The sequence below is a fragment of the Amycolatopsis echigonensis genome (assembly GCF_014174495.1).
GTDB classification, from domain to species: Bacteria; Actinomycetota; Actinomycetes; order Mycobacteriales; family Pseudonocardiaceae; genus Amycolatopsis; species Amycolatopsis echigonensis.
The window spans coordinates 52,574-75,770 of the sequence record NZ_JACJHR010000013.1; the positions used below are offsets into that span (position 1 = coordinate 52,574).

Genomic DNA, 23,197 nt, shown 5'->3' on the forward strand with positions numbered 1-23,197 from the left:
GGGCTTCTCAAGCCGCGGGGCCGTCTCCTTCACCGAGACGGCCCCGCGGTCCGGCGATCAGTGGTGCAGAACGAAATCCGTCACCAGCCGGTTGAACTCGTCCGCATGTTCCAGCTGCGCCCAGTGCCCGCACCGGTTGATCAGCACCGCCCGCGAGTCCGGGATGTTCGCGGCCAGGAACAGTGTCGATTCGAACGACACCACCCGGTCATCACGGCCGTGGATCAGCAGGGCCGGTGCGGTGATCCCGGAAACCGCCGCCAGGTCCAGCCAGATCGGGATCGGCGCTTTCGGGGCGGCCGCCGCGATCGCGCGCAGGTGCTCCGGGCGCGCGAGCGCCGCGTCCGAGCGTTCCTGGCACAGTTCCGGCGTCGCGAACCGGGCCTTGTCGTAGACCATGATCTCGACCAAGCGGCGCATGCCCTCGGGCGTCGCGTCGGAGTAGGTCTCGAACATGATCTTCAGGCCCTCGGTCGGCCCGCCGCCGGCACCGAACAGAAACGGCTTCATCTGGATCGGCGGCCCCATCGTCACGAGGTGCGACACGCGTTCCGGGCGCTCGACGGCGAGCCGCAGCGACGTGTGGCCGCCCATCGAGTTGCCGACGAAGGCGGCCTTGTCGATGCCCAAGGCGTCCAGCAGCTGGGTCGCGGCCTCGACGTGGTCGAGCGTGGCGAAGTCCGCTGCGTCGGAGTCGCCCCAGCCTGGCATGTCGGGGGCGATCACCCGGAAATTCCGGGCCAGCGCTTCGATGTTCGGCGAGTAGTTGCTCCAGCCGGTCGCACCGGGGCCGCCGCCGTGCAGGAGGACGAGAGGATGGCCTTCGCCGACCTCGTGGTAGTGGATTTTCCAGTCGCGGGTCCGCACGTAACGCGAGGTCATCAGAGCGCACCTCCGGCGAGCTGTTCCGCGACGGCCTCCGGCGCACGGTGGCCCCACCAGTGCAGCTGGTCGAGCGTCCGCACCTGCCACGTCTCGTCGTCGATCAGCAGCCCGCCCCAGCCGTACTCGACGGAGAAGCCCGACGGCGTCCGGACGTAGAAGCTGAACATGTGGTCGTTCGGGTGCATCCCGAGCGTCATCTCGAACGGCTGCTTCGCGTCGAGGCACCGGTCGTAGGCGAGGCCGACGTCGCGGATATCGGAGACCTCGACCATGAAGTGGTGCGTCCGCTTCGGGTGCGGCATGTCGCCGAACGCGACCGAGTGGTGCCGCGGGTTGCAGTGCAGGAAGGCCAGGTCCGCGACGATCCCCGGAGCGACCTCCTCGACGATGATGTCGCTGAGCTTGAAGCCGAGCGGTCCCTCGTAGAAGGCCAGGTACGTTTCCCGCGGGACGCCTTTGGCCAGCAGCACCTGGTGGCCCGCGCCGCCGGTTCCGGTGACGAACTCGCCGAGCAGCAGGTCGCTGCGGAACGGGGTTTCGGCGTCGGCAAGGCCGGTGACCAGTTCGAGCACGTTGCCCAGTGGATCGGTCACGAGCACGATCCGGTCGACCTTCCGCGCGGCGGCCAGTCCGGGGTCGCCTTCAACCGCCTCGACCCCCGCCTTCCGCAGCCGCGCGACCAGGGCGTCCAACGCCGCCGGAGACGAAACCTCGTAGCCGGTGCGGACAAGATCGTCGGCGGGGCCTTCGGCGAGGATCCAGCGGTGCGCCTTCTCGTCGGTGCGCAGGGTGAGGCCGTCGGCGGACTTCTCGCCCAGTTGCATGCCGAGCAGGGACACGGCGAAGCGCTCCCATTCGGCGAGGTCGCTCACCTCGTACACGACGTAGGCGAGTTCTTTCACGGTCATCGAGATTCCTTTCCACGCTGGAAAACTGGGGTGGCGAGGCCGGTTTTGTCAGCCGCCGCGACGAATTTGTCCGGGCGCACGGCGATCGCCTGGACGCCGTATCGGTCGAGCCAGGGCAGCACCGCGTCCTCTATGTCCACGAGGTCGGTCGCGGCGCGGGTGTACGCGGTCCGCGGCCGGACGGCGACGTAGGACGCACCGAGGGCGTCCCAGCCGGACTTTTCCTCGGGCGTGAGCAGCGTCGCCGGGTCGACGTCGTTGCCGAGCAGGAAGAATCCGTTGGGCAGCAACGCATCCAGCCGGTCGATCCGGCCGACGGCGTCGCAGGCGAGCGGCTGCGGGAGGTATCGGCCGACGACCGACGCGTCCCCGGTCTCGCCGCGCAGCCAGCCGGCGACGAGGGTCGGCGGCGCGTTGAGCGGCGGTTCCCACGGCGTGACCAGGTTCGGCGGGACGGCGTTCATCGCCTCGATCTCCGCCGGAGTCGCCTCCTGCTTGATCACCCGGCCGAGCGCGACGGCCATTCCGGTGTAGAACTCGGCGGACGGCCGGCGTTCGGCCTCGTAGGTGTCGAGCCAGTCCTCGCCCAGTTCCCCGCGGACGATTCCGGCGATCTTCCAGCCCAGGTTGTACGCGTCGCGGATGCCGGTCTGCATGCCCGCGCCCGCCCACGGCGGCATCAGGTGTGCGGCGTCGCCGGCCAGGAAAACCCGCCCCCGCCAGTAGGTTTCGGCCATCCGCACGTGGTGACGGTAGAAGGCGTACTGGTGGATTTCGACGTCGTCCTCTGTCACTCCCAGCGCGTGCAGCAGCGGCCATACCTCGGCGTGGGTGGGGAAGTCCGCCTCGGTTTCGGTGGCGTTGAGCGGGATTTCCCACCGGTGGTTGCCCGCGGAGAGCGCGATGTCGACGACCGGGCGTTCGCGGTCGGTCCAGAAGGTGAGGAAATCGCGGTCCGGCCACCAGCGCTTGACCCGGCAGTCGATGACGATCCACAGCGTGTCGCCGGTGTCGCCGTGCATCGGGATACCGAGCATCTTGCGCACCGGGGACGACCCGCCGTCGGCCGCGATCGCGTACCGGGTGCGCGTGGCGGTCTCCTCCCCCGTCTCGCGGTCGCGCGCGGTGACGGTCACGCCGCTGGCGTCCTGCTCGACAGCGACGACCTCGGCGCCGTAACGGACCGCCAGGCTGGAGTGCTCCTCGCCGCAGCGACGCAGCTCAGCCTCGAGAGCCGGCTGATAGATGTTGTAGAACCGCGGCTTGCTCCCGCGGGTGCCGAGTGTGCTCGGCGGGTGTTCGACGCGCATCACCTCGCGGCCGTCGTAGGTCACCCAGCGCAGGGCCCGCTGCGGTTCGACGACCCGTTCGACCCGGTCGTCGACGCCGAGGTCCTGCAGGATCCGCATGGTCCAGTCGTTGATCGTGACCGCTCTCGCCCGGGCGTAGACGTCCTGGTCTCGCTCGAACGCGGCCACCCGCGCGCCCTTCGCGGCCAGGGTCAGCGCCCCGGCGAGGCCCGTCGGGCCGTATCCGACGACGGCGACGTCGGCGTCGTAGTGCTCACTCATGTCCCAGGCTCCACAGTTTTGGACCGGTCGTTCGGTTCATTAGTGGCTACGGTCACACCTGGACCAGAGTTCGTCAAGACGCGGCGGGCACGATTCCGGTGTGCAGAAAACCGGCGGCCCTATGCTGCTCGGCGTGGACACAGCGCGGGCCGGGAACCGGCGGGGACGGCGTTCCCGGGAGGAAATCCTCGACACGGCGTCGCGGATCATGGCCGAACGCGGCTACTCCGCTACGACGATGTCGGTGCTCAGCACCGAGACCGGCCTGCCGAAGAGCGCGATCTACCACCACTTCCAGTCCAAGGGCGGACTGCTGTCGGCGGTCATGGAGCGCGGGGCGTACGAGTTCTTCCGGCACCTGCGCGAGTCACAGGCGAATCCGCCCGAAGACCTGCCGCCCGCCGAGCTGCTCGGCTGGTTCCTGCAGCGCACCGGCGAGGTCTTCGTCGCGAAACCCGACTTCCTGCGGCTGCACCTGATCCTGCTGATGAGCGCCGAGGCGGTCGCGGACGTCGAGGTGAAGGAGATCATCGAACGCGTGCGCGTCGACGGACGGCGGCACATGCGCCGGATGATCTCCCAATCGTGGGCCAGCCTCGGGCCGGAGGCGGCGGAGAAGGTGGGCGAGGCGCTGGACTACTTCGGCATCGCCGGGTTCGACGGCGCGTTCGTCGCCTGGCAGGCGGAACCCGACCGTTCGATGCGCGACCAGATGGCGTTGCTGACCGAGGCCATGGTCGCGATCGCCGAGCGGGTGCTCGCCGGGTAAAGATCCACAATGGACACCGCAGAGATCGGCTCGAGGCAGCACGTCCGCCTCGAGCCGGTTCCGATTCCGGGCACTTACTTCTGCGCGGCTTCCTTGCTGACGCCGCTCGGCCCCTCGTACGTGCGGTCCGGCAGGCTCCGCAGCACGTCGAGCGTGCTGGAATCCGCGCCGTTCCGCTCGGCGGCGGAGACCAGGTCGTCTCGCTTGGCCGGGTAGCCGACGCCGGCGAGGTCTTTCTGCAACTGGATGGGATTGATGTCAGCCATGGCGTCCGCCTACCCCTCCCTACCCCGACCAAACGCCGCCCGGCCCACGTTTATCGCCGTCCTGGACGGCAAACCTGTCCGGCGACTGCCCCCACGACGAGGAGACCGGACATGACCGCACCCGGGCCCGAACCGGACGACGTGCCGGGTCTCGAACCGGGCGGCTCCGTGCCGCCCGGCGACACCCCGCCCGACGCCGGACAGACTTCGGGACTCTCGCATCCGCAGCCGATGCCGTCGCGCAAACTGCCCGCCCGGTGGCTTCTCGCCGTGGCGATCCTGGTGCTCGTGGTGGCCGCGTTCTTCGTGCTGCGCGCCGTCGACTGGTTCTAGCGGAGCCGTTTGCGAGTGATCTCCGCCGGGAATTCCCGCCGCGGGGTGATCGACGTGGTGCGAACCGATGTGCCGACGAGGATGGGCCGGCCGCCGTGGTCGTCGTGGCATGGGCTGATGCTCGTCGGACCGGGCACCGTGTGGATCCTCGACGGGCTCGAAGTCACCGTCGTCAGCTCGCTCTCGGACCGGCTGGCCGAACCCGGCAGCGGCCTGGTCCTTTCCGAGACCCAAGTCGGACTCGGGACCTCCGGGGGCTGTTCACCCACGGCGAGCGGCTCGAACCGGTCGACGGTCGGCACCGGGCTCGGCGGGATCATCGGCCCGGTGCTGTTCGGCGGTCTGGACGAGACCGGGGTCGTCGGCGGGATGGCCGAAGCGGTCCTGGGGATCCGGGCTGAACGGCGTTCGCTCGAAGCGGTCGCGGAACCGTTGTCGGCGAAGGTGGTGACGGGATGAACGTTCCGGACGGGCACGTTCCTCCTCATCGGATCGCGGGCGGTGGCCGCCATCGCCGCGGCGATGCCGCCGACGCGGTGCCGTGGTCGCTGCGGGTCGCGGCGGCGGCGAGCTGGCGGTTCCTGGTCGTCCTGACCATGCTCGGGGTCATCGCGTGGACGCTCGGCTACCTCGCGAAGGTCACCGTTCCGATCGGGATCGCCCTGCTCCTGTCGGCGTTGTTCGCGCCCCTGGTGGAGCGGCTGGTGCGCTGGCACGTGCCCCGTGCGCTGGCCACGCTCGTCGCGATCATCGTCGGGCTCGCCGTCCTGGGCGGGGTGCTCACCCTGGTCGTCACCACGGTCACCGCTAGCCTGCCGCAGCTGGGCAACCAGGTCGGGGCCAGTCTGACGAGCATCAACAACTGGCTGCAGCACGGGCCGCTGCACCTGCCGCAGGTGCAGCAGCTGCTCGACAAAGCGGTCAGCACGATCCAGGGCAACACCGCCGAACTCACCACGCGCGTGCTCTCCACGGCGGCGACCGTCGGCGGCGTGCTGACCGAGATGCTGCTGACGCTGTTCGTGCTCGTTTTCTTCCTCTACGGCGGCAACCAGGTGTGGCACTTCCTGTTGCGGATCGTGCCGGTCTCCCTCCGCGACGAGATCGATGTCGCAGGCCGCCGCGGGTTCGCCTCGCTGGTCAGCTACGTGCGCGCGACGGTGGCCGTGGCCTGCGTGGACGCGGTCTGCATCGGCCTCGGCATCTGGCTGGTCGGGGTCCCGCTCGCGGTGCCGCTGGCGGCGCTGATCTTCATCGGCGCGTTCGTGCCGATCCTCGGCGCGGTGGTGACCGGCGCGGTCGCCGTGCTGATCGCCCTGGTCGCCAACGGATTCGTCGCGGCGGGCATCGTGCTCGCGATCGTCGTCGCGGTGATGCAGCTGGAAAGCCATGTGCTGCAGCCGTTCCTGCTCGGGCGCGCGGTCCGGCTGCATCCGCTGGCCGTGGTGCTGGGCATCGCGCTCGGCCTGGAAGTCGCCGGGATCGTCGGGGCCCTGCTCGCGGTGCCGATCCTGGCCGTCGCCAAGGCCGCCTTCGGGTCCCTGCTGCGCGATCCGCATCTGGACCCGGTCGACATCGACCCGCTGCTGCCCGGCAACGCCCGCGCCGTCGCTTCCCGACGGTCCAGGGTTTCGCGCGTGCGGAGGCGGGTAACCGCACGTCGGAGGGACGACGATGACGAGTTTGATCACTGACGACGCAGACAGTCACGGCACGCCCGCTTCGGCGAATGTCGCGGTCGACGACACTGTGGACAGTGCGGCGCCCCGCAGGGGACCGCTCCAGCGCGGCTTCCCGCAACCCCGCCCCGCACCGCCGACTGTGTCGTCGACGCTGCACCGGCTGTCCTCGATGGCGTCCTTGCGCGCGTGGGAACAACGCTCGACTCCCGCGCTGATGCACCAAGCGATTCTGAACGGCGTGAACGCTCGCCATGCCGCCGAAGCGGCGCACCTGAGCGTCGACGAGGCACACGTGCGGTGGGCCAACTGGGCGGCCAAGCGGCTGGCCCCGCAGTACCCCGGGATGGCGGCGGAGTTGTCGGTGCAGCAGTTCCTCAGCGTGCACGCGGCCTTCGCGGCGGCACTCGCGGGCGAAGACCACCGCTAGCCCCGCAGGTCCGCCTCCAACGCGGCCGCCGTCGCGCGCAGCGACGCCACCAGCGTCGGCAACTGGTCTTTCCGGTACCGCACGCTCGGCATCGACACCGACAACCCGGCGACGACCGGGCCGTCCGGTCCGTGCACCGGCACGCCGACCGCCACCACTCCCCGCTCGGAACGGCCCTGGTTGAGCGCGAACCCGCTGCGCCGCACGCGCGCCAGGTCAGCCCGCAGCTCTGCCGGGTCCGGTCGTTCGCCGGGCTTGTCCACCGCGTAGAGCTCCTCGACCTGGTCCGGCGGCAGCTCGGCGAGCAGCAGCAGACCGGCCGTCGTCTGGTGGGCCGGGAAGACCATGCCTTCGCGTGAACCGACCCGCAACGCCTGCGAGCACTCCACGCTCGCGATGAACCGGGCCGTGTCCCCCGTCCGGACGGTCAGGTTCACCGACTCGTCCAGCAGGTCCACCAGCCGTCGCAGGTGCGGAAGCGCGGCCGCGCGCAGCTTCGACGCGGCTGACTGCGAGTGCGCGGCCAGCTCCAGCACCGGGCCCACGCGGTAGGCCCGGTTGGCGTCTTGCACGGCGAAATCGCGGTACACGAGCATCGCGAGCAGCCGGTGCGCGGTCGAGGGCGCGACGCCGATCCGCTCAGCCACCTCCGAGACCGTCAACGGGCCTTCGAGCTGCAGCATCGCCGCGATCCGCAGGGCGTTGTCTACGCTGGCCACTGCGTACGGCGGCGGAGCCTTGAACCGTTTCTCCATCCGGGCCGCCTTTCCGCACACCAGAATCCCGTTTTCCGCAGACCGGGACCAGCCCACCATAACCCCATGACCAGCACTCCAGCGCGGACTCCCGTTCAGCTCGCCGCGGTCGACGCACCGGACCAGCCCGCGGTCACGCCCGCCCTCGAAAAGCTCTACCGCGGTTTCGAGCAGGAGCTGCTCGTTCCGTTGTGGACGGAGATCGGCGACCTGATGCCCGCGCACCCGCGTTCGCGGGCGGTGCCGCACCGATGGCAGTGGGAGAACCTGCTGCGGCTCGCTGAGCAGGCGGGCGAGATCGTGCCGGTCGGCCGCGGCGGGGAGCGGCGCGCGATCGCGCTGGCCAACCCAGGGCTCGGCGGCCGTCCGTTCGCGACGCCGACGCTGTGGGCCGCGATCCAGTACCTGATGCCCGGCGAGGACGCGCCCGAGCACCGGCACACGCAGAACGCGTTCCGGTTCGTCGTCGAAGGCTCAGGGGTGTGGACGGTCGTCGGCGGCGACCCGGTCCCGATGCGCCGCGGCGACTTCCTGCCGCAGGCGGGCTGGAACTGGCACGCCCACCACAACGCCACCCGCGAGCCGATGGCCTGGCTCGACGGTCTCGACATCCCGTTCCAGTACGGCATCGACGCGCAGTTCTTCGAGTTCGGGCGCGAAACGATCAGCGAGACCGAGCGGATCACGCCCGACCGGTCTCGTTCCGAACGGCTGTGGGCGCATCCGGGCCTGCGACCGCTGTCTGTCGGCAGTGTCGCGCCCGGTTCGCCGTTGCTGGCGTACAAGTGGGAGCACACCGACGCCGCGTTGCGCGACCAGCTTGAGCTGGAAAAAGAGGGCTACGGCGGAACAGTCGAACCGGGCCACGCGGCAGTGCGGTTCGCCAATCCGCACAACGGTTCCGACGTACTGCCGACCATCCGCGCCGAGTTCCACCGCGTGGCCCGGGGCAGCGAGACCGCCCCCGTGCGCGAAACCGGCTCGTCGGTCTGCCAGGTCTTCGACGGCTCCGGCACGGTGACCGTCGGCGACACTTCGTGGACGGTTTCACGCGGGGATCTGTTCGTCGTCCCGTCGTGGCAGCCGTTCTCCGTCAAGTCGGAGGCCGGTGCCACCGATTCCGACTCCGGGGCCCTTGACCTGTTCCGTTTCTCGGACGCGCCCGTCTTCGAGGCGCTCCACCTCGACCGTCGGGAGACCCTCCGATGAAGCTCGCCACCCTCCGCATCGACGGCGGCACGCGCGCCGTCCGCCTCGACGGCGATGTGCTGGTCGACCTCGGCTCCCCCGATCTCGGCGCACTGTTCGCCCAGGACGGCTGGGAAGCGCACGCCGCCAAGGCAACCGGCCAGACCTGGCCCGCCGAGGGCGCGGACCTCGCCCCGGTCGTGCCGAATCCGTCCAAAGTGGTCTGCGTGGGGCACAACTACACCAACCACATCAAGGAAATGGGCCGCGAGCTGCCCGCGTATCCGACGCTGTTCCCCAAGTTCGCCGACACCCTGACCGGTCCGGCTGACCCGATCGCGAAACCGCCGGAGACCGACGCGCTCGACTGGGAGGTCGAACTTGTCGTCGTGGTCGGTGCGACCGTCCGGCGGGCCAGCGAGGACGAGGCCGCGGCGGCGATCGCCGGGTTCACCGTGATGAACGACGTGTCGGTCCGCGACTGGCAATTCCGCACTGTCGAGTGGACGCAGGGCAAGATCTGGCAGTCCTCGACGCCGGTCGGCCCGTACGTCGTCACCCCGGACGAGGTTGGCGGGATACGGCCGTCGCTTGAGGTGAAGACCACTGTGGACGGTCGGGTCATGCAGCACGACGACACCGGAACGCTGCTGTTCGACCCGGTGTACCTGGTGCAGTACATCTCCACGATCGTGCAGCTCAACCCGGGCGACCTGATCGCGACCGGCACTCCCGCCGGGGTCGGCCACGCGCGCGATCCGAAGATCTACCTGACCGGCGGCGAAACCGTCGTCACCGAGGTGGCCGGGATCGGCGCGTGCGTGAACCAGATCGTGAAGGAATCCTGATGGCCCCCGGAGACGCGCGGGAATGGGTCTCGTTCGGGACCGAGCTTTTCCTCTCACACGCGAACGAGCTGTCCGGACCGAGCGCGTTGCCCGGCTGGACCCGCAAGCACCTCGCCGCACACGTCGCGGCCAACGCGGACGCCCTCGGCAACCTCGTGCACTGGGCGCGGACCGGCGAGCGCACCCCGATGTACGCCTCGCCGGAGCAGCGCAACGCCGACATCGAAGCGGGCTCGCAGCTGTCCGAAGCCCAGCTCACGTCCTGGTTGCGGGATTCGGCGCGCTCGTTGGACTCCGCGATGGCCACGCTGACACCGGAGCAGTGGCGAGCCCAGGTGGTCACGGCGCAGGGCCGGACGGTTCCCGCCACCGAGATCCCGTGGATGCGGGCCCGCGAGGTGTGCGTGCACGCGGTCGACCTCGGTACCGGATTGACGTTCGCCGACCTGCCTGAGGCGTTCCTGTCCGCACTCGTCGCCGAAATCCAGGCCAAACGCGGTCTCGACACTCTGCCGGACGGGCCGCTGCCCGACGTCGCGGCGTACCTGGCCGGACGGCCGCATTCGCTGACCGGGGTTCCCGATCTCGGTCCCTGGTTGTGAGGAGAGCCCCATGGACACCCCTGACGTGCTCGTCGTCGGCGGCGGGATCGGCGGGCTGAGCACCGCGTATGCGCTGTCCCGGCTCGGCCTGCGGGTCCGGGTGCTGGAGCAGGCGAAGGAGTTCGGCGAGGTCGGGGCCGGCATCCAGCTCGCCCCGAACTGCACCCGGATCCTCGACGCCTACGGCCTGCTCGAAACCGCGAAGGCCCGCGGCGTCGTCCCGGACCGGATGGTCATGCGCGACGCGGTCGACGGCCGCGACCTGACCGCCCTTGACCTGCGCGACCTCGAACGCCGCTACGGCTTCCCGTACCTGGTCATCCACCGCAGCGACCTGCACCGGCTCTTCCTCGACGCCTGCCGCGATGCAGGAGTGGAACTCCTCACTGAGCAACGGATCGCCTCGTACGCAGCGGACCCCGCGACCGCGGTGACCGACGACGGAACCACGCACACCGCACCCGTCGTGATCGCCGCCGACGGCCTGCACTCCGTGGCCCGCAAGCACTTCACGGACGACCAGCCGGTCTCGTCGGCGTACGTCGCCTACCGCGGCACGGTGCCGATCGCCGAGGTCGGCCGCCCGGTCGATCTGTCCGAGGTCGTGGTCTATGTCGGCCCGCGCTGCCACTTTGTCCACTATGGACTTCGCGGCGGAGATTTGCTCAATCAGGTAGCGGTTTTCGAGTCTCCGAAGGCCGTGGCGGGCCTGGACGACTGGGGCACGCCGGACGAGCTGGACACCGCCTTCGCCGCCACCTGCGACGAGGTGCGGGCCGGGATCCCGCGGATGTGGCGGGACAAGTGGTGGCGGATGTACGACCGCAACCAGATCTCCACCTGGGTCGACGGCAGGCTGGCGCTGCTCGGCGACGCAGCGCACCCGCCCCTGCAGTACCTCGCCCAAGGCGCGATCATGGCCATCGAAGACGGCTGGGTCCTGGCCGAACACGCGAAACGACTGCTCGGTGAAGACGGCACGGTGGACTGGGACGGCGCACTGGCCGCATACGAGGCGGTCCGACCGGAACACTGTCGTCGCGTCGTCCTCACCGCCCGCGCGTGGGGAAACCTGTGGCATCTGGGCGGCGTCGAGCGCGAACAACGCAACACCCTGCTGCGCGCCCGCGCGACGGACGACTACTCGTTCACCGACTGGCTGTACGGCCCGACGGCCCTGTTCCCGGAAGACGAACCGGCGATGTTCGAACCGGTGCCACTGTCCACAGCGGATGAGTTGTCTGCCACTCGCTGACCCAGCCCCGGCGGTGAACGGGTCGTTCGCCGCCGGGTAAGAGAACCCAGCATTTCGCTTGTGGCGTCATGGGAGGCGGCTGCCGACGAGCACAGCGGCGACGGCGATGTCGTGATCCCTGCCCGACGCCGTCTGGCCGCTCATCGCAGCACTAGTCGTGACGTGAGCCGCGGGGACGTCCACCGCGCTTCTCGCTCACACCAGCTTCTCCGCCAACCGCCGACAGCCCTCCACCAGCGCGACCGCGTGTTCGTCCCGCTGGGCTTTCGTCATCCGCCCGGTCGGGGCCGCGACGCTCAGGCCGCCCAGGAGCGGGCCGTCTGGGCGGGCTACCGCGCAGCCGATCGAGCTGACGCCGTCCTCGCTTTCGCCCGCGTTGAGCGCGTAACCGCGGCGCCGGGTCCGTTCGATCTCGGCCAGCAGAGCGCTGCGGCTCGTCATGGTCTTCGTGGTGACCTGGCCGAGCACCTCGTCCGGATAGCGTTGCGCGATCTGGTCGTCGGGCAGGTGCGCGAGCATCGCCTTGCCCAGGCTCGTCGCGTGCGCCGGGAGGGTGCGGCCGACGCGGCCGGAGACCCGCAGCGCCCGGTCGCTCTCGATCACGTCCAGGAAGCGCACCTGATTGCCTTCCAGCGAACCGAGATGCACCGTCTCCCCGGTGGTTTCCGACAGCCACTGCAGCACCGGCCGTGCGACCGCGCGCAGGTCCATCTGGTTCACCACCGACAGCCCGATCTCGACCAGCGCCGGCCCGGCCCGGTAGACGCGGCTGGCCGGGTCCTGGTCGACGAACCCGTGGTGGACGAGCATCGCCATCAGCCGGTGCGCGGTCGACTGCCCTACGCCGAGGGCGTCTCGTGCGTCGGACAGCCGGAGTTCTCTCGTGGCGCTGAACATCCTGAGCAGCCGCAGCGCGCGGTCCACGGATTCGATCGGGTATTGGGGAGCGGGCCGCGCGGGACCGGCTTCGGCGGCGGATGTCTGCATAGCAGACATGGTATCTGGACCAGGACGCCTGCGGGGCCTCTCCAGTCAAAATACTGCTTGATATTTCTGGAGAACAGAATAGAAGTCCGCAGAATGGACTTTCGCCTGGCTCTCGGGGTTAGCATGAGCCGACGGCACGCGGGGCGCCAGGTCCCCGCGGGACTCAGGAAGCGCAGGAGCGACGATGCTCGAAGCCCATTCCGGCCCGGAGATTCCGCCCCGGGTCGCCGACCTTCTCGACCGCGAGTGGCGCCTGCTCATCGACGGCAAGCTCGTCCCGGCGCGGTCCGGCGCCACCTTCTCCCGGGTGTCCCCCTACACCGGCACGGTGATCGCCGAGGTTCCCGACGCGGCACCCGACGACGTCGACGAGGCGGTACGCGCCGCGGCCGACGCACGGGCGGCCTGGCGGGACACTCTCCCGGTCGAACGGGCGAAGCTGGTGTCGGAACTGGCCGACGCGATCGAACGCCACGGCGAGGAGCTGGCCCTGCTCGACACGGTCGACGCCGGTTCGCCGATCTCGAACTCGCGCGTCGACGTCGGCGTCACGGTGGCGCAGCTGCGCATGTTCGCCGGACAGGCTTTGGAACTGAAAGGCACGACTGTGCCCGCCAGCACCGCACTGCACGTGACGACACGCGAACCCGTCGGCGTAGTGGCCCGAATCGTGCCCTACAACCACCCGCTGATGTTCGCGGGCAAGGTCGCCGCGCCGCTGGTCGCGGGCAACCCGACGATCCTCAAGCCGCCGGAGGCCGCGCCGCTGTCCGCACTGCGGCTGGCCGAACTGGCGAAGGACATCTTCCCGCCCGGTGTGCTGTCGGTGGTGGTCGGCGACGGACCGGCGGTGCCGGACGCGCTGGTGCGGCACCGGCACGTGCGGCGGATCGGGTTCATCGGCTCCGAGCCCACCGGGCGCGCCATCCAGCGCGCGGCGGCCGAGAGCGGCGTCAAGGACGTCAGCCTCGAACTCGGCGGCAAGAACGCCATGGTGGTGTTCCCCGACGCGGACCTCGAAGCCGCCGCCGGAGCCGTGTTCGGCATGAACTTCACCTGGTCCGGACAGTCCTGCGGGTCGAACTCGCGGCTGCTCGTGCACCAGGACGTCCACGACGCGCTCGTCGCCCGCGTGGTCGAGCTGATCGAGGCGCGCCGGATCGGCGATCCGTTCGACGAACGCACCGAACAGGGCACGATGATCAACCAGGCGCAGTACGAGAAGTCGTTGTCCTACATCGACATCGCGGTGTCCGAGGGCGCGCGGGTCGCCACTGGCGGCGGCCGTCCGGCTGGCGTGGACCAGGGCTTGTTCGTGGCCCCGACCGTGTTCACCGGCGTGCGCCCGGACATGCGGATCGCCCGGGAAGAGGTGTTCGGCCCGCTGCTGTCGGTCATCCCGTTCGCCGACGAGACGGAGGCGGTCCGCATCGCCAACAGCGTCGACTACGGCCTTACCGCGAGCGTCTGGACCTCCGACGTCACCCGCGCACACCGCGTGGCCCGCGCGTTCGAGGCCGGGTTCGTCTGGATCAACGGCTCGTCCCGGCATTTCCCCAACGTGCCCTTCGGCGGCGTCAAAGGATCCGGCGTCGGCCGAGAGGAAAGCCTCGAAGAACTGCTCAGCTACACCGAAACCAAGTCCATCAACGTCATGTTCTGACGATCCGAAGGCAAAGGGGCCCTCATGGCGTACGTCATCGGCATCGACACCGGCGGAACGTTCACCGACGCGTTCGTCGCCGACCAGCACAACCGGCTCGCCGCGGCCAAAACCCCGTCCACTCCCCCGGATTTCGCGACCGGCTTCCTCACCGCGATCGACGAACTGGCCGCGGAGCTCGGCATCTCCGTCCGCGAGCTGCTCGCCGACACCGACTATCTCGTGCACGGCACCACCTCGACGCTCAACGCACTGGTGACCGGGGACGTCGCGCAGGTCGGCTTCCTCACCACCCGCGGGCACGCGGACTCGATCAGCATCATGAACCTCGAAGGCCGCTACGCCGGCCTGGGCAGCGATGACATCCAGCACATGGCCCGCACGGCGAAGCCCGCGTCCTTGGTGCCCCGGCACCGGATCCGCGAGATCGACGAGCGCGTGGACTACCAGGGCCGCGTCGTCGTCCCGCTCGACGAGGACGGCGTCCGGACCGCGGTCCGCGACCTGCTCGCCGACGGTGCGGAGGCGATCGCGGTGTCGTTCCTCTGGTCCTTCCGAAATCCCGCCCACGAACAGCGGGTGCGCGAGATCGTGCAGGAGGAAGCGCCGGAGGTATACGTGGCGCTGTCCAGCGAGGTCAGCCCGCGGATCCGGGAGTACCCGCGCAACGTCACGACGATCATGAACACGCAGGTCGGCCCTCGGCTCGGCAGTTACCTGCGACCGCTCGAAGCCGAACTGCGCGCCCGCGGGCTCACCGGCGCGCTGCTGGTGATGCAGGGTTCCGGCGGCTGTGTCACCGCCGCCGACGCACCGGCGCACGCGATCACCACCATCGGTTCGGTGCTCACCGGCGGCGTCGTCGGGTGCACGCGGATGGCCGCCTCGCTGGGCCACGACAAGGTCATTTCGACCGACATGGGCGGCACGACATTCCTGGTCGGACTGGTTGTCGACGGCAAACCAGTGACCACCACCAGCACGATCCTGAACCAGTACACGATCAGCACGCCCATGGTCGACGTGCACACCATCGGCGCCGGCGGCGGCGCGATCGCGTGGGTCGACCCGGGCGGGAACCTTCGCGTCGGGCCGCGCAGCGCGGGCGCCCGGCCCGGGCCGGCGTGTTACGGCGAAGGCGGCTGGGAGCCGACGGTCACCGACGCGGACCTCGTTCTCGGCATCATCAACCCGGACAATTTCCTGGGCGGGCGCAAGAAACTGGACGTCCAGCTGTCCCGCGACGCCATCGACAAGGTCGTCGCGACCCCGCTCGGCATGTCCGTCGAGGACGCGGCGGCGGCGATCTACGCGATCCAGAACGCCCAGACCGCGGATCTGGTCCGCAAGGTCGTGGTCAATTCGGGCCAGGACCCGCGGGACTTCACGCTCTACGCGTTCGGCGGCGCGGGTCCGATGCACTGCGCGAGCTACTCGGCCGACCTCGGCGTCAAGGAGGTCGTGGTCCCGCTCGGTTCCACTGCCGCGGTCTTCTCCGCCTACGGGTTGGCCGCGTCGGACATCGTGCTGACCGCCGAACAGTCGCAGCCGGTCGCGATGCCGGTCGCGGCGGACACCGCGAACGAGGTGTTCAGGGGTCTGGAACGGGAGCTGGAACGCCGTCTGGCGGAACAAGGGCTGACCTTCTCCGCGATCAGCTACGAACGCGAAGCCGACCTCCGCTACACCATGCAGCTCGCCGAAGTCGCGACTCCAGTACCCGGCGGCGAGCTGACCGGCGAGTCGGTGGACCAGCTCGGCCGGGACTTCGAGGCAAGCTACGAAGCGTTGTACGGCAAGGGATCCGGCTTCCCCGACGCCGGGTTGCAGCTCATCACCTACCGGGTCCGCGCGACCGGGATCCTGCAGATCCAGCCGGAACTGCCTGAGCACCACACCCTGCCCGGCGAGCCCGCCACGAGCGGCGAGCGGGAGGTCCTGCTCGACGTGCGCGCTGGACGGCAGCCCGCCGCGATTTACGACTACCGCGCACTCGGCGCGGGCCACGAGATCGAAGGCCCCGCGGTCGTCGAAGCGCCGACCACCACTGTCGCCCTGCCGCCGGGCACTCAGGCCACTGTGGACCGTCTGGGCAACCTCGTGATCCGTTTCCCCGAACGGAAGGAACACTCCTGATGGCTGTCATCCCCGTCGCCGGCTCCGAACGCTTTGTCCAGTCCGGCGCTCCCCTCGACCCGGAAGCCCGGTTCGGCGACCTCGACCTGCACCGAGTCGACTCGACGGACGTGGACGCGCTCACCTACGAGGTGGTCCGGCACCGTTTGGTCGCCATCACCGACGACATGGGCGACGCGATCAAGCGGATGTCCGGTTCGGTCGTCGTGACCGACTGCAACGACTTCGGCGCGGGCATCATGGACGAGACCGGCGAAACCGTCCAGGTCGGGCTGTACAACATGCAGCTCGGGTCCGCTTTGGACATGGCGGTGCGCTGGACGCTGGAGCATCGCGCCGAGAACCCGGGAATCGCGCCGGGCGACCAGTTCCTCCTCAACGACCCGTGGATCGGCGGCGGCCTGCACCAGAACGACGTCACCGTCCTCGCCCCGCTGTTCTACGACGGCCAGCTGTTCTGCTGGACCGGCGCGGTCGCGCACCAGGTCGACCTCGGCGGCGTGTCGCCGGGCAGCTGGTCCGTCGAAGGCCACGACGTGTTCTGGGAAGCGCTGCCGATCCCGCCGGTGAAGATCGTCGAAGGCGGCACGCTCCGCTCGGACATGGAGGACATGTACCTGCGCCGGTCCCGCGTGCCCCGGCTGGTCGGGCTGGACCTGCGCGCCAAGATCGGGGCGAACAACGTCGCGCAGGACCGGCTCACCGCGCTCATCGACAAGTACGGCCCGGACACCGTCAAGGCCGTGATGAAGAAGATGATGGGCGACGCGGAATCCCAGCTGCGCACCAAACTGCGCGCGCTGCCGGACGGAACGTGGTCGGCCGTCGCGCACCAGGACGGCGCGCGGGCGGGCGACCGCGACATCCACAAGATCGTGGTCGCGATGTCCAAACAGGACGACACCCTCACCTTCGACTTCACCGGCACCGACCCTCAGGTCGACGGGATCATCAACTGCACCCTCGCCGGATTGCGCGGCGGGATCCTGCCGATCCTGCTGACCATGCTGTGCCCGGACATCTCCTGGTCGCCGGGCGGGATCTACCGGTGCGTCGAGATCGTCAGCGAACCGGGGACGATCAACAACTGCACCTTCCCGGCGGGCATCGGGAAAGCGTCGGTCAACTCGGCGTGGGCCACGCAGAACGCGGTCTCCGAAACGGTCGCGCAGATGTTGAGCACGCACGCCGAACTGAGCCGGTCGGCGATGAGCGTGTGCTGCGGGACCTGGGATCTCACCCTGCTGGCCGGAGTCGACCAGCGCGGCGGGGGTTTCGCCACGATGCTGTGCGACGCGATGTCCGGCGGGCTCGGCGCGAAGGTGGACGGCGACGGCGTCGACACCGGCGGCGAGAACTGCATTCCGATGGGCCGCATCGCCGACATCGAGATCAACGAGTTCAGCTTCCCGATGCTGTACCTGTGGCGGCGCGAGGAAGTCGATTCGGGCGGGCCCGGCCGGTGGCGCGGCGGCGTCGGAGCGTCGAGTTGCTTCATCCCGTACGACTCGCCCACCCGCAGCGTGCACCTCGTAGTCTCCGCCAACGGCAAGGCGGTGCCGCAGGCTCCCGGCATTTCGGGCGGCTATCCCGCCGCCACGCAATGGGACGTCCTCGTCCGCGACACCACCGTGCGCGACCAGCTCGCGAACGGCCGCATCCCGCAGACCATCGAAGACCTGCGCGGCAGCGCGGACACCCTCCCGCCGCACCTGGAAACCGATCTCGCCGAAGCGGACGTCTACTTCACCCATTGGCAGGGCGGCGGCGGTATCGGCGACCCGCTCCACCGCGAACCCGAACGCGTCGCGGCGGATGTCCGCGACGGCAAGGTGTCCGCGATTGCTGCCACCGAGGTCTACGGCGTCGTGCTGGCCGACGGCGAGCCCGACCTCGCGGCCACTGCGGCGCACCGCGATCGGCTGCGCTACCAACGCGCCGGACTCACGCCGCTGGAAGGAGCGCACCAGTGAACCTCGACCTCAACCTCCGCGTTGACGACGCGACCGGCGCTGTCGTCTGCCGGCACTGCGCGACCCGGATCGGCGACACCACCGCCGAACCGATGGCGCACGCGCGGCGCCACGAACGTCCCTCGACCGAAGCCGGGCCCGGCGTCCACGCCGATCCCGCCGCGTTCGTCGACCGGAAAGTCCTGCTGCGCCAAGCATTCTGCCCCGGCTGCCTGACGCTGCTGTCCACCGAGATCGTCCCGGACGGCGAACCCTCCTACCGAAGCTGGAGCCTGACATGACCCTCAACGGACTCGCCGGGAAGGTCGTCGTCGTCACCGGCGCGGCCCAGGGCATCGGCGCGGCCTACGCCCGGCGCCTGGTCTCCGAAGGCGCGACCGTGGTCCTCGCCGATCTCAACCGCGACGGCGTCGAAGCCACCGCCGCCTCGCTGGACGGCCCGGGCAAGGCCAGCGCGTATGCACTCGACGTCTCCAGCCGTACCAGCTGCGCGGAGTTCGCCGCCCAGCTCACCGAGGCGCACGGCCGGGTCGACGGCCTGATCAACAACGCCGCGATCTTCTCCGCCATCAAGATGAAACCGTTCTGGGAGATCACCGACGAGGAATGGGATCGCCTGATGGCGGTCAACCTCCGCGGCCCGTGGCTGCTCGTGTCGGCGCTGCTCCCGCTGCTGCAGGCTTCCCCGTCGGCGAGCGTGGTCAACATCGGCTCCGACGCCGTGCAACTCGGCCGTCCCGGCTACCTGCATTACGTGGCCAGCAAAGGCGGCGTGCACGGCATGACGTTCTCCATGGCGCGCGAACTCGGCGAATTCGGCATCCGCGTCAACACCCTCTCCCCCGGCCCGGTCTACACCGAAGTCGCGCGGGAAACCGTGACCCCGGAACAACGCGAGGCGATGCTGCGCGCCCAATCGCTGCACCGCCCCGCCGGGGCCGACGACATGACCGGCCTGGCCGCGTTCCTGCTCAGCGACGACGCGGGTTACCTGACCGGCCAAACCCTCAGCGTCAACGGCGGGCTGGTGCACCGATGAGCACACAGCAGGAACTCGTCGCGCTGTCGTCCCGGATCCTGGCCGCCGCCGGACAAGGCGACCTCATCTGGGGCCACGTCTCGTGCCGCGACGCCGACGGCCGAGGCGTCTGGATCAAGTCCGCGGAATGGGGCATGGAGGAGGTGACGCCGGAGCGGGTGCACCTCGTCAACGCCGAAGGCGAGGTCGTTTCCGGCACCGGCCCGCGGCACAGCGAGTACCCGATCCACACCGAGGTCATGGCCGCGCGGCCGGACGTCAACGCGGTGGTGCACACGCACGCCCCGTACGCCGTCGCGCTCGCCGCGACCGGACAGGAACTGCGGCCGGTAAGCCACGCCGCGAACCTGTTCGTACCGCCCGAGGTGCCGCGCTACACCGAGACCGCGGATCTGATCCTGACCCCCGAGTTGGGCAAATCCCTGGCGGCAGAACTCGGGAATGCGCGGGCAGTGTTCCTGGTGAACCACGGAATCGTCGCGGTCGGCGATTCCGTCGAAAGCGCGACGGTTGCCGCGGTGGTGCTTGAGCGGGCCTGCGAACAGCAATTGCTGACGCAGTCGTTCGGCGGCTGGCCGAGCTGGTCGCGACCGGAGGAATCCCACGCGAAGCGGGAGCATATTTACCATCCACGCGCGATGCGGGCGGTGTGGGATTACCTGGTGCGGCAGTTGCCTTGAACCGGTGGTGCGCTGCCCAACCGGGCGGCGCACCACCAAGAGGGTCCGCACCCGGCGCCGACAACGGCGGTATCAAGGCGATCCGCTCTCAGCGGCCAGCCGCGGCCGGTTCCAGCGCGCTCAGCACCGACTGGTGCGTGATCCATCCGGTCAGCTCGTCGGTCCCGGTCAGCACGGGAAGACCGGTGCCCGGAGCCTGAGCCAGTGCGTCGAGCGCGTCGGCGAGCGTGGAGTCGGCGGTGACCAGCGGAGGCAATTCGGCGAGATCTCCCACCCGGCCCTCGTGGTCGTCGGCCACCGCCTCGGCGACCGCGCGGGCAGTGGCGCAGCCCTGGTACCGGCCCTCGTCGTCGACCACCGGCAGGATGCCGTGGCCGGACAGCGCGAGCGCGTGCGCGGCCGGTTCCAGCGGCAGGTCGTCGCGCAGGGGTTCCGGCAGCGGTTCGGTGACCGCGGAGACCTTCGTGTCCGCCAACCGCCGGGCCGACGGGTGCTTGTCCAGATCGATGCCGCGGCGACGCAATTTCAGCGTGTAGATCGTGTCCCGGGACAGCGCGCGGCTGGTCGCGGTGGCGATGACGATGGCGGTGAGCATCGGCAGGATCACCGTGTACTGGCCGGTCAGCTCGAACAGCACGATCACCGCCGTGATCGGGGCCCGTGCCGACCCCGCGAAGGCCGCGCCCATGCCGATCAGCCCGTACACCCCCGGCGACGCGGTCACCGACGGCAGCCACGCGTGCACGCCGATCCCGAACGCCGTGCCCGCCATCGCGCCGATGAACAGCGACGGCGCGAACACCCCGCCCGAGCCGCCGATCCCGATCGTCAGGCTGGTCGCCACGATCTTCCCGACCAGCAACAGCAACAGGAACCCGAAGACGTACTTGCCCTCGACCGCGTTCTGCAGCACCGGATACCCCACCCCGTACATCTGCGGCAGCGCCAGCAGCAGCCCGCCCAGGAACACCCCGCCCACCGCCGGGCGCAGCCACTCCGGCCCGCGCCACAACCGGTCGCACAGGTCCTCGATCCAGTACAGCACCCGGGTGAACAGCACCCCGCACGCGCCGACCACCAAGCCCAGCGCCACGAACAACAGGTACTCCACCGGGCTCCGCAGCGTGAACGGCGGCAGATTGAGGAACGGCGTGTTGCCGAACACCGCGCGTCCGACGACGCTCGCCGTCACGCTCGCGAGCACCACCGCCCCGAACGACTCGGCCGCGAAATCGCGCAGGATCAGCTCCATCGCGAAGAACGGACCCGCCAGCGGCGCGTTGAACGTCGCCGCGATCCCGCCCGCCGCACCGCACGCCACCAGCACCCGCAACCGCGACTCCGGCAACCGCGCCGCCCGGCCCAGCGCCGACCCCAACGCGGACCCGATCTGCACGATCGGCCCCTCCCGGCCCACTGAACCGCCGGACCCGATCGTCAACGCCGAGGCCAGCGCCTTCACCACGCTCACCTGCACCGGAATCCGCCCGCCGCGCTCGGCGACGGCGTACATCACCTCCGGCACCCCGTGCCCGCGAGCCTCCGGCGCGAACCGGTACACCAGCGGCCCGTACACCAGACCCGCGAGCACCGGGGCCAGCAGCAGGAACCACGGCCCCAGCGCCGGGAACCACGGATGCGCCGCCCGCCCCGCGTCCGAATAATCCGCGTGCCCGGAGAACACGTGCGTGAACGTGGTGATCAGCCACCGGAACACCACCGCGCCCAGCCCCGCGCCCGCCCCGATCAGCACCGCCAGCCCGACCAGCCCCGCACGGCTCTCCCGCACCCACCGGCCCACCGGCGGCCGCACCGGCACGACGAGCCCGCGTTTCCCCGCACTCTCACCCGACGACATTGATGCAGTATGCAACAATTGGTCACGGACATGGTTGCGGGATCGCTCACACCTGACCGGAAGCCCCTGCTTCTGCCGTCAGAGGACGAAGTAGCGCAGCCACAGGTACGGCGCGGCGACGAGCACGGTGATCAGCGTGACGACCGCGCCCTTCTTGGTGAATTCCCAGAACGAGATCGGCGCGCCGGCCCGGGCGGCGAGGCCCAGGACCACGACGTTCGCGCTGGCCCCGACCGCCGTCATGTTGCCGCCGAAGTCCGCGCCGAGCGCCAGCGACCACCACAGCGCCTCGGAATGCGCCGGGTCCGGGATGTCGTGGGTGAGCGCGAGCACGAGCGGGCTCATCGTCGCCACGTAAGGGATGTTGTCGATCACGCCGGACAGCAGCGCGGACACCCCGAGGATCAGGAAGACCGCCAGCAGCGCGTTCCCGCCGGTGGCGCCCGCGGCGACCTTCGCGAGCCAGTCGATCACGCCGGTCTTGACCAGCGCCCCGATCATGATGAACAGGCCGGCGAAGAACAGCAGGGTCTCCCATTCGACCCCGGCCAGATACTGCTTCGGCGGCGTGCCCGAGCCCAGCACCAGCAGGCCCGCCCCCAGCAGCGCGACCACCGACGGGTCCAGGTGCACCACCGAGTGCAGCACGAACCCGGCGAACACCAGCAACAGCACGACACCGGACTTGATCAGCAGCTTCGGCTGTCGGATCGCTTCGCGTTCGTTGAGCGCCATGACGTCGGCGACCCGCTGCGGATCGACGGCGAACGACCCGCGGAACAACCACGGCAGCACCAGCCCCAGCACGACCAGCTCGAGCGCGACGATCGGCGTCAGGTTGAGCAGGAAGTCGTTGAACGCCAGTCCCGCGCGGCTGCCGACGACGATGTTCGGCGGGTCGCCGATCAGGGTCGCGGTGCCGCCGACGTTGGAGGCCAGCACCTCGGCGATCAGGAACGGGACCGGGCTGATGTCGAGCCGGTCGCACACCAGCAACGTCACCGGCGCGATCAGCAGCACCGTGGTCACGTTGTCCAGGAACGCCGACGCGACCGCGGTGATCAGCACCAGCAGCAGCATGATCCGCAGTGGCGACCCCTTGGCGCGTTTGGCCGCCCAGATCGCGACGAACTCGAACACCCCGGTGCGGCGCAGGATCCCGACGATGATCATCATCCCGAGCAGCAGGAACAGCACGTTCCAATCGACGCCGGTGTCCTCGGAGAAGAACGCGTCCGCCGACCCGCTCACCCCGGTCGCCAGCACCACGCCCGCCCCGGCCAGCGCGGCGGTCATCTTCGGGACCTTCTCGGTCGCGATGAGCACGTAGGCCACCACGAACACGACCACCGCGATGATCGTGCTCACCGGC

The 23,197-nt window shown here is 69.9% G+C and carries 23 protein-coding genes; 15 read left to right on the forward strand and 8 right to left on the reverse strand.

Annotated elements, in window-relative coordinates:
* Positions 1-57: 57 nt before the first annotated feature.
* Genes H5411_RS11800 through H5411_RS11810 form a run of 3 tightly spaced genes read right to left on the reverse strand, consistent with a single transcriptional unit; the run spans position 58 to position 3,364 of the window.
* Positions 58-882: an alpha/beta fold hydrolase gene (locus tag H5411_RS11800; protein WP_183123771.1), complete on the reverse strand. Its 825-nt coding sequence runs from the start codon at positions 880-882 to the stop codon at positions 58-60.
* Positions 882-1,793 carry a VOC family protein gene (locus tag H5411_RS11805; protein WP_183123773.1) on the reverse strand — a complete coding sequence of 304 codons (912 nt, stop codon included), beginning with the start codon at positions 1,791-1,793 and terminating at the stop codon, positions 882-884. The genes H5411_RS11800 and H5411_RS11805 overlap by 1 nt, the downstream gene beginning before the upstream one ends.
* A complete protein-coding gene (locus H5411_RS11810) occupies positions 1,790-3,364 on the reverse strand; it encodes an FAD-dependent monooxygenase (protein WP_183123774.1) in 1,575 nt (524 codons plus the stop codon). Before H5411_RS11810 ends, H5411_RS11805 begins: the two co-directional genes overlap by 4 nt.
* A gap of 133 nt (positions 3,365-3,497) precedes the next feature.
* On the opposite strand from H5411_RS11810, the gene H5411_RS11815 reads away from it, so the two are divergent.
* Positions 3,498-4,133, forward strand: a complete 636-nt coding sequence (locus H5411_RS11815) for a TetR/AcrR family transcriptional regulator (RefSeq protein WP_208637549.1) — start codon at positions 3,498-3,500, stop codon at positions 4,131-4,133.
* Between the two features lie 74 nt (positions 4,134-4,207).
* Here H5411_RS11815 and H5411_RS11820 read toward each other — a convergent pair whose 3' ends face one another.
* Complete coding sequence (locus H5411_RS11820) at positions 4,208-4,399, reverse strand: DUF2795 domain-containing protein (RefSeq protein ID WP_183123775.1); 192 nt, start codon at positions 4,397-4,399, stop codon at positions 4,208-4,210.
* Between the two features lie 111 nt (positions 4,400-4,510).
* Here H5411_RS11820 and H5411_RS11825 point away from each other — a divergent pair, with 111 nt between their 5' ends.
* From H5411_RS11825 to H5411_RS11840, 4 genes are read left to right on the forward strand one after another with little or no spacing between them, the layout of a single operon-like run.
* Complete coding sequence (locus H5411_RS11825; RefSeq protein WP_101439962.1) at positions 4,511-4,732, forward strand: DUF6480 family protein; 222 nt, start codon at positions 4,511-4,513, stop codon at positions 4,730-4,732.
* Between the two features lie 54 nt (positions 4,733-4,786).
* Positions 4,787-5,191: a hypothetical protein gene (locus H5411_RS11830; RefSeq protein ID WP_183123777.1), complete on the forward strand. Its 405-nt coding sequence runs from the start codon at positions 4,787-4,789 to the stop codon at positions 5,189-5,191.
* Positions 5,188-6,426, forward strand: a complete 1,239-nt coding sequence (locus H5411_RS11835) for an AI-2E family transporter (protein ID WP_183123779.1) — start codon at positions 5,188-5,190, stop codon at positions 6,424-6,426. The genes H5411_RS11830 and H5411_RS11835 overlap by 4 nt, the downstream gene beginning before the upstream one ends.
* The gene (locus H5411_RS11840; RefSeq protein ID WP_101439960.1) at positions 6,407-6,841 is read left to right on the forward strand and encodes a hypothetical protein; all 435 of its coding nucleotides are present in this window, start codon (positions 6,407-6,409) and stop codon (positions 6,839-6,841) included. The genes H5411_RS11835 and H5411_RS11840 overlap by 20 nt, the downstream gene beginning before the upstream one ends.
* On the opposite strand, the gene H5411_RS11845 is transcribed toward H5411_RS11840, so the two are convergent.
* Positions 6,838-7,596, reverse strand: a complete 759-nt coding sequence (locus H5411_RS11845; RefSeq protein ID WP_101439959.1) for an IclR family transcriptional regulator — start codon at positions 7,594-7,596, stop codon at positions 6,838-6,840. The two genes, H5411_RS11840 and H5411_RS11845, sit on opposite strands and share 4 nt — an antisense overlap.
* Before the next feature lie 66 nt (positions 7,597-7,662).
* Here H5411_RS11845 and H5411_RS11850 point away from each other — a divergent pair, with 66 nt between their 5' ends.
* The 4 genes from H5411_RS11850 to H5411_RS11865 are packed head-to-tail and all read left to right on the forward strand — an operon-like array spanning position 7,663 to position 11,489.
* Positions 7,663-8,805, forward strand: coding sequence for a cupin domain-containing protein (locus H5411_RS11850; protein ID WP_101439958.1), 1,143 nt, complete (start codon positions 7,663-7,665; stop codon positions 8,803-8,805).
* Entirely contained in the window at positions 8,802-9,632 is an 831-nt protein-coding gene (locus tag H5411_RS11855) for a fumarylacetoacetate hydrolase family protein (protein ID WP_101439957.1), read from the forward strand. The genes H5411_RS11850 and H5411_RS11855 overlap by 4 nt, the downstream gene beginning before the upstream one ends.
* Complete coding sequence (locus H5411_RS11860) at positions 9,632-10,234, forward strand: maleylpyruvate isomerase family mycothiol-dependent enzyme (protein ID WP_101439956.1); 603 nt, start codon at positions 9,632-9,634, stop codon at positions 10,232-10,234. Before H5411_RS11855 ends, H5411_RS11860 begins: the two co-directional genes overlap by 1 nt.
* 10 nt (positions 10,235-10,244) lie before the next feature.
* Complete coding sequence (locus tag H5411_RS11865; RefSeq protein ID WP_183123780.1) at positions 10,245-11,489, forward strand: FAD-dependent oxidoreductase; 1,245 nt, start codon at positions 10,245-10,247, stop codon at positions 11,487-11,489.
* Between the two features lie 195 nt (positions 11,490-11,684).
* On the opposite strand, the gene H5411_RS11870 is transcribed toward H5411_RS11865, so the two are convergent.
* On the reverse strand, positions 11,685-12,476 hold the full coding sequence (locus H5411_RS11870; protein ID WP_158242569.1) for an IclR family transcriptional regulator: 792 nt from the start codon (positions 12,474-12,476) through the stop codon (positions 11,685-11,687).
* Between the two features lie 184 nt (positions 12,477-12,660).
* On the opposite strand from H5411_RS11870, the gene H5411_RS11875 reads away from it, so the two are divergent.
* Genes H5411_RS11875 through H5411_RS11900 form a run of 6 tightly spaced genes read left to right on the forward strand, consistent with a single transcriptional unit; the run spans position 12,661 to position 19,967 of the window.
* On the forward strand, positions 12,661-14,139 hold the full coding sequence (locus H5411_RS11875; RefSeq protein ID WP_101439954.1) for an aldehyde dehydrogenase family protein: 1,479 nt from the start codon (positions 12,661-12,663) through the stop codon (positions 14,137-14,139).
* Positions 14,140-14,163: 24 nt separating this feature from the next.
* Complete coding sequence (locus tag H5411_RS11880; RefSeq protein WP_101439953.1) at positions 14,164-16,275, forward strand: hydantoinase/oxoprolinase family protein; 2,112 nt, start codon at positions 14,164-14,166, stop codon at positions 16,273-16,275.
* On the forward strand, positions 16,275-18,248 hold the full coding sequence (locus H5411_RS11885; RefSeq protein ID WP_101439952.1) for a hydantoinase B/oxoprolinase family protein: 1,974 nt from the start codon (positions 16,275-16,277) through the stop codon (positions 18,246-18,248). The genes H5411_RS11880 and H5411_RS11885 overlap by 1 nt, the downstream gene beginning before the upstream one ends.
* On the forward strand, positions 18,245-18,529 hold the full coding sequence (locus H5411_RS47515; protein ID WP_101439951.1) for an acetone carboxylase subunit gamma: 285 nt from the start codon (positions 18,245-18,247) through the stop codon (positions 18,527-18,529). Before H5411_RS11885 ends, H5411_RS47515 begins: the two co-directional genes overlap by 4 nt.
* Positions 18,526-19,287: an SDR family NAD(P)-dependent oxidoreductase gene (locus H5411_RS11895; protein WP_101439950.1), complete on the forward strand. Its 762-nt coding sequence runs from the start codon at positions 18,526-18,528 to the stop codon at positions 19,285-19,287. Before H5411_RS47515 ends, H5411_RS11895 begins: the two co-directional genes overlap by 4 nt.
* Positions 19,284-19,967: a class II aldolase/adducin family protein gene (locus H5411_RS11900; protein WP_183123782.1), complete on the forward strand. Its 684-nt coding sequence runs from the start codon at positions 19,284-19,286 to the stop codon at positions 19,965-19,967. The genes H5411_RS11895 and H5411_RS11900 overlap by 4 nt, the downstream gene beginning before the upstream one ends.
* Positions 19,968-20,055: 88 nt before the next feature.
* Here the strand turns inward: H5411_RS11900 and H5411_RS11905 are convergent, their stop codons facing one another.
* Both H5411_RS11905 and H5411_RS11910 read right to left on the reverse strand, forming a co-directional pair.
* The gene (locus tag H5411_RS11905; RefSeq protein WP_183123783.1) at positions 20,056-21,825 is read right to left on the reverse strand and encodes a chloride channel protein; all 1,770 of its coding nucleotides are present in this window, start codon (positions 21,823-21,825) and stop codon (positions 20,056-20,058) included.
* Positions 21,826-21,903: 78 nt separating this feature from the next.
* Positions 21,904-23,193, reverse strand: a complete 1,290-nt coding sequence (locus tag H5411_RS11910; RefSeq protein ID WP_101439947.1) for an ArsB/NhaD family transporter — start codon at positions 23,191-23,193, stop codon at positions 21,904-21,906.
* Positions 23,194-23,197 lie beyond the last annotated feature (4 nt).

Coding starts and splice junctions, on each gene's coding strand:
- H5411_RS11835 (WP_183123779.1), top strand. CDS start 5,188: ATGAACGTTCCGGACGGGCACGTTCCTCCTCATCGGATCGCGGGCGGT.
- H5411_RS11880 (WP_101439953.1), top strand. CDS start 14,164: ATGGCGTACGTCATCGGCATCGACACCGGCGGAACGTTCACCGACGCG.
- H5411_RS11860 (WP_101439956.1), top strand. CDS start 9,632: ATGGCCCCCGGAGACGCGCGGGAATGGGTCTCGTTCGGGACCGAGCTT.
- H5411_RS11840 (WP_101439960.1), top strand. CDS start 6,407: ATGACGAGTTTGATCACTGACGACGCAGACAGTCACGGCACGCCCGCT.
- H5411_RS11810 (WP_183123774.1), bottom strand. CDS start 3,364: ATGAGTGAGCACTACGACGCCGACGTCGCCGTCGTCGGATACGGCCCG.
- H5411_RS11850 (WP_101439958.1), top strand. CDS start 7,663: ATGACCAGCACTCCAGCGCGGACTCCCGTTCAGCTCGCCGCGGTCGAC.
- H5411_RS11820 (WP_183123775.1), bottom strand. CDS start 4,399: ATGGCTGACATCAATCCCATCCAGTTGCAGAAAGACCTCGCCGGCGTC.
- H5411_RS11805 (WP_183123773.1), bottom strand. CDS start 1,793: ATGACCGTGAAAGAACTCGCCTACGTCGTGTACGAGGTGAGCGACCTC.
- H5411_RS11855 (WP_101439957.1), top strand. CDS start 8,802: ATGAAGCTCGCCACCCTCCGCATCGACGGCGGCACGCGCGCCGTCCGC.
- H5411_RS11800 (WP_183123771.1), bottom strand. CDS start 882: ATGACCTCGCGTTACGTGCGGACCCGCGACTGGAAAATCCACTACCAC.
- H5411_RS11900 (WP_183123782.1), top strand. CDS start 19,284: ATGAGCACACAGCAGGAACTCGTCGCGCTGTCGTCCCGGATCCTGGCC.
- H5411_RS11845 (WP_101439959.1), bottom strand. CDS start 7,596: ATGGAGAAACGGTTCAAGGCTCCGCCGCCGTACGCAGTGGCCAGCGTA.
- H5411_RS11885 (WP_101439952.1), top strand. CDS start 16,275: ATGGCTGTCATCCCCGTCGCCGGCTCCGAACGCTTTGTCCAGTCCGGC.
- H5411_RS11905 (WP_183123783.1), bottom strand. CDS start 21,825: ATGTCGTCGGGTGAGAGTGCGGGGAAACGCGGGCTCGTCGTGCCGGTG.
- H5411_RS11895 (WP_101439950.1), top strand. CDS start 18,526: ATGACCCTCAACGGACTCGCCGGGAAGGTCGTCGTCGTCACCGGCGCG.
- H5411_RS11870 (WP_158242569.1), bottom strand. CDS start 12,476: ATGCAGACATCCGCCGCCGAAGCCGGTCCCGCGCGGCCCGCTCCCCAA.
- H5411_RS11875 (WP_101439954.1), top strand. CDS start 12,661: ATGCTCGAAGCCCATTCCGGCCCGGAGATTCCGCCCCGGGTCGCCGAC.
- H5411_RS11825 (WP_101439962.1), top strand. CDS start 4,511: ATGACCGCACCCGGGCCCGAACCGGACGACGTGCCGGGTCTCGAACCG.
- H5411_RS11865 (WP_183123780.1), top strand. CDS start 10,245: ATGGACACCCCTGACGTGCTCGTCGTCGGCGGCGGGATCGGCGGGCTG.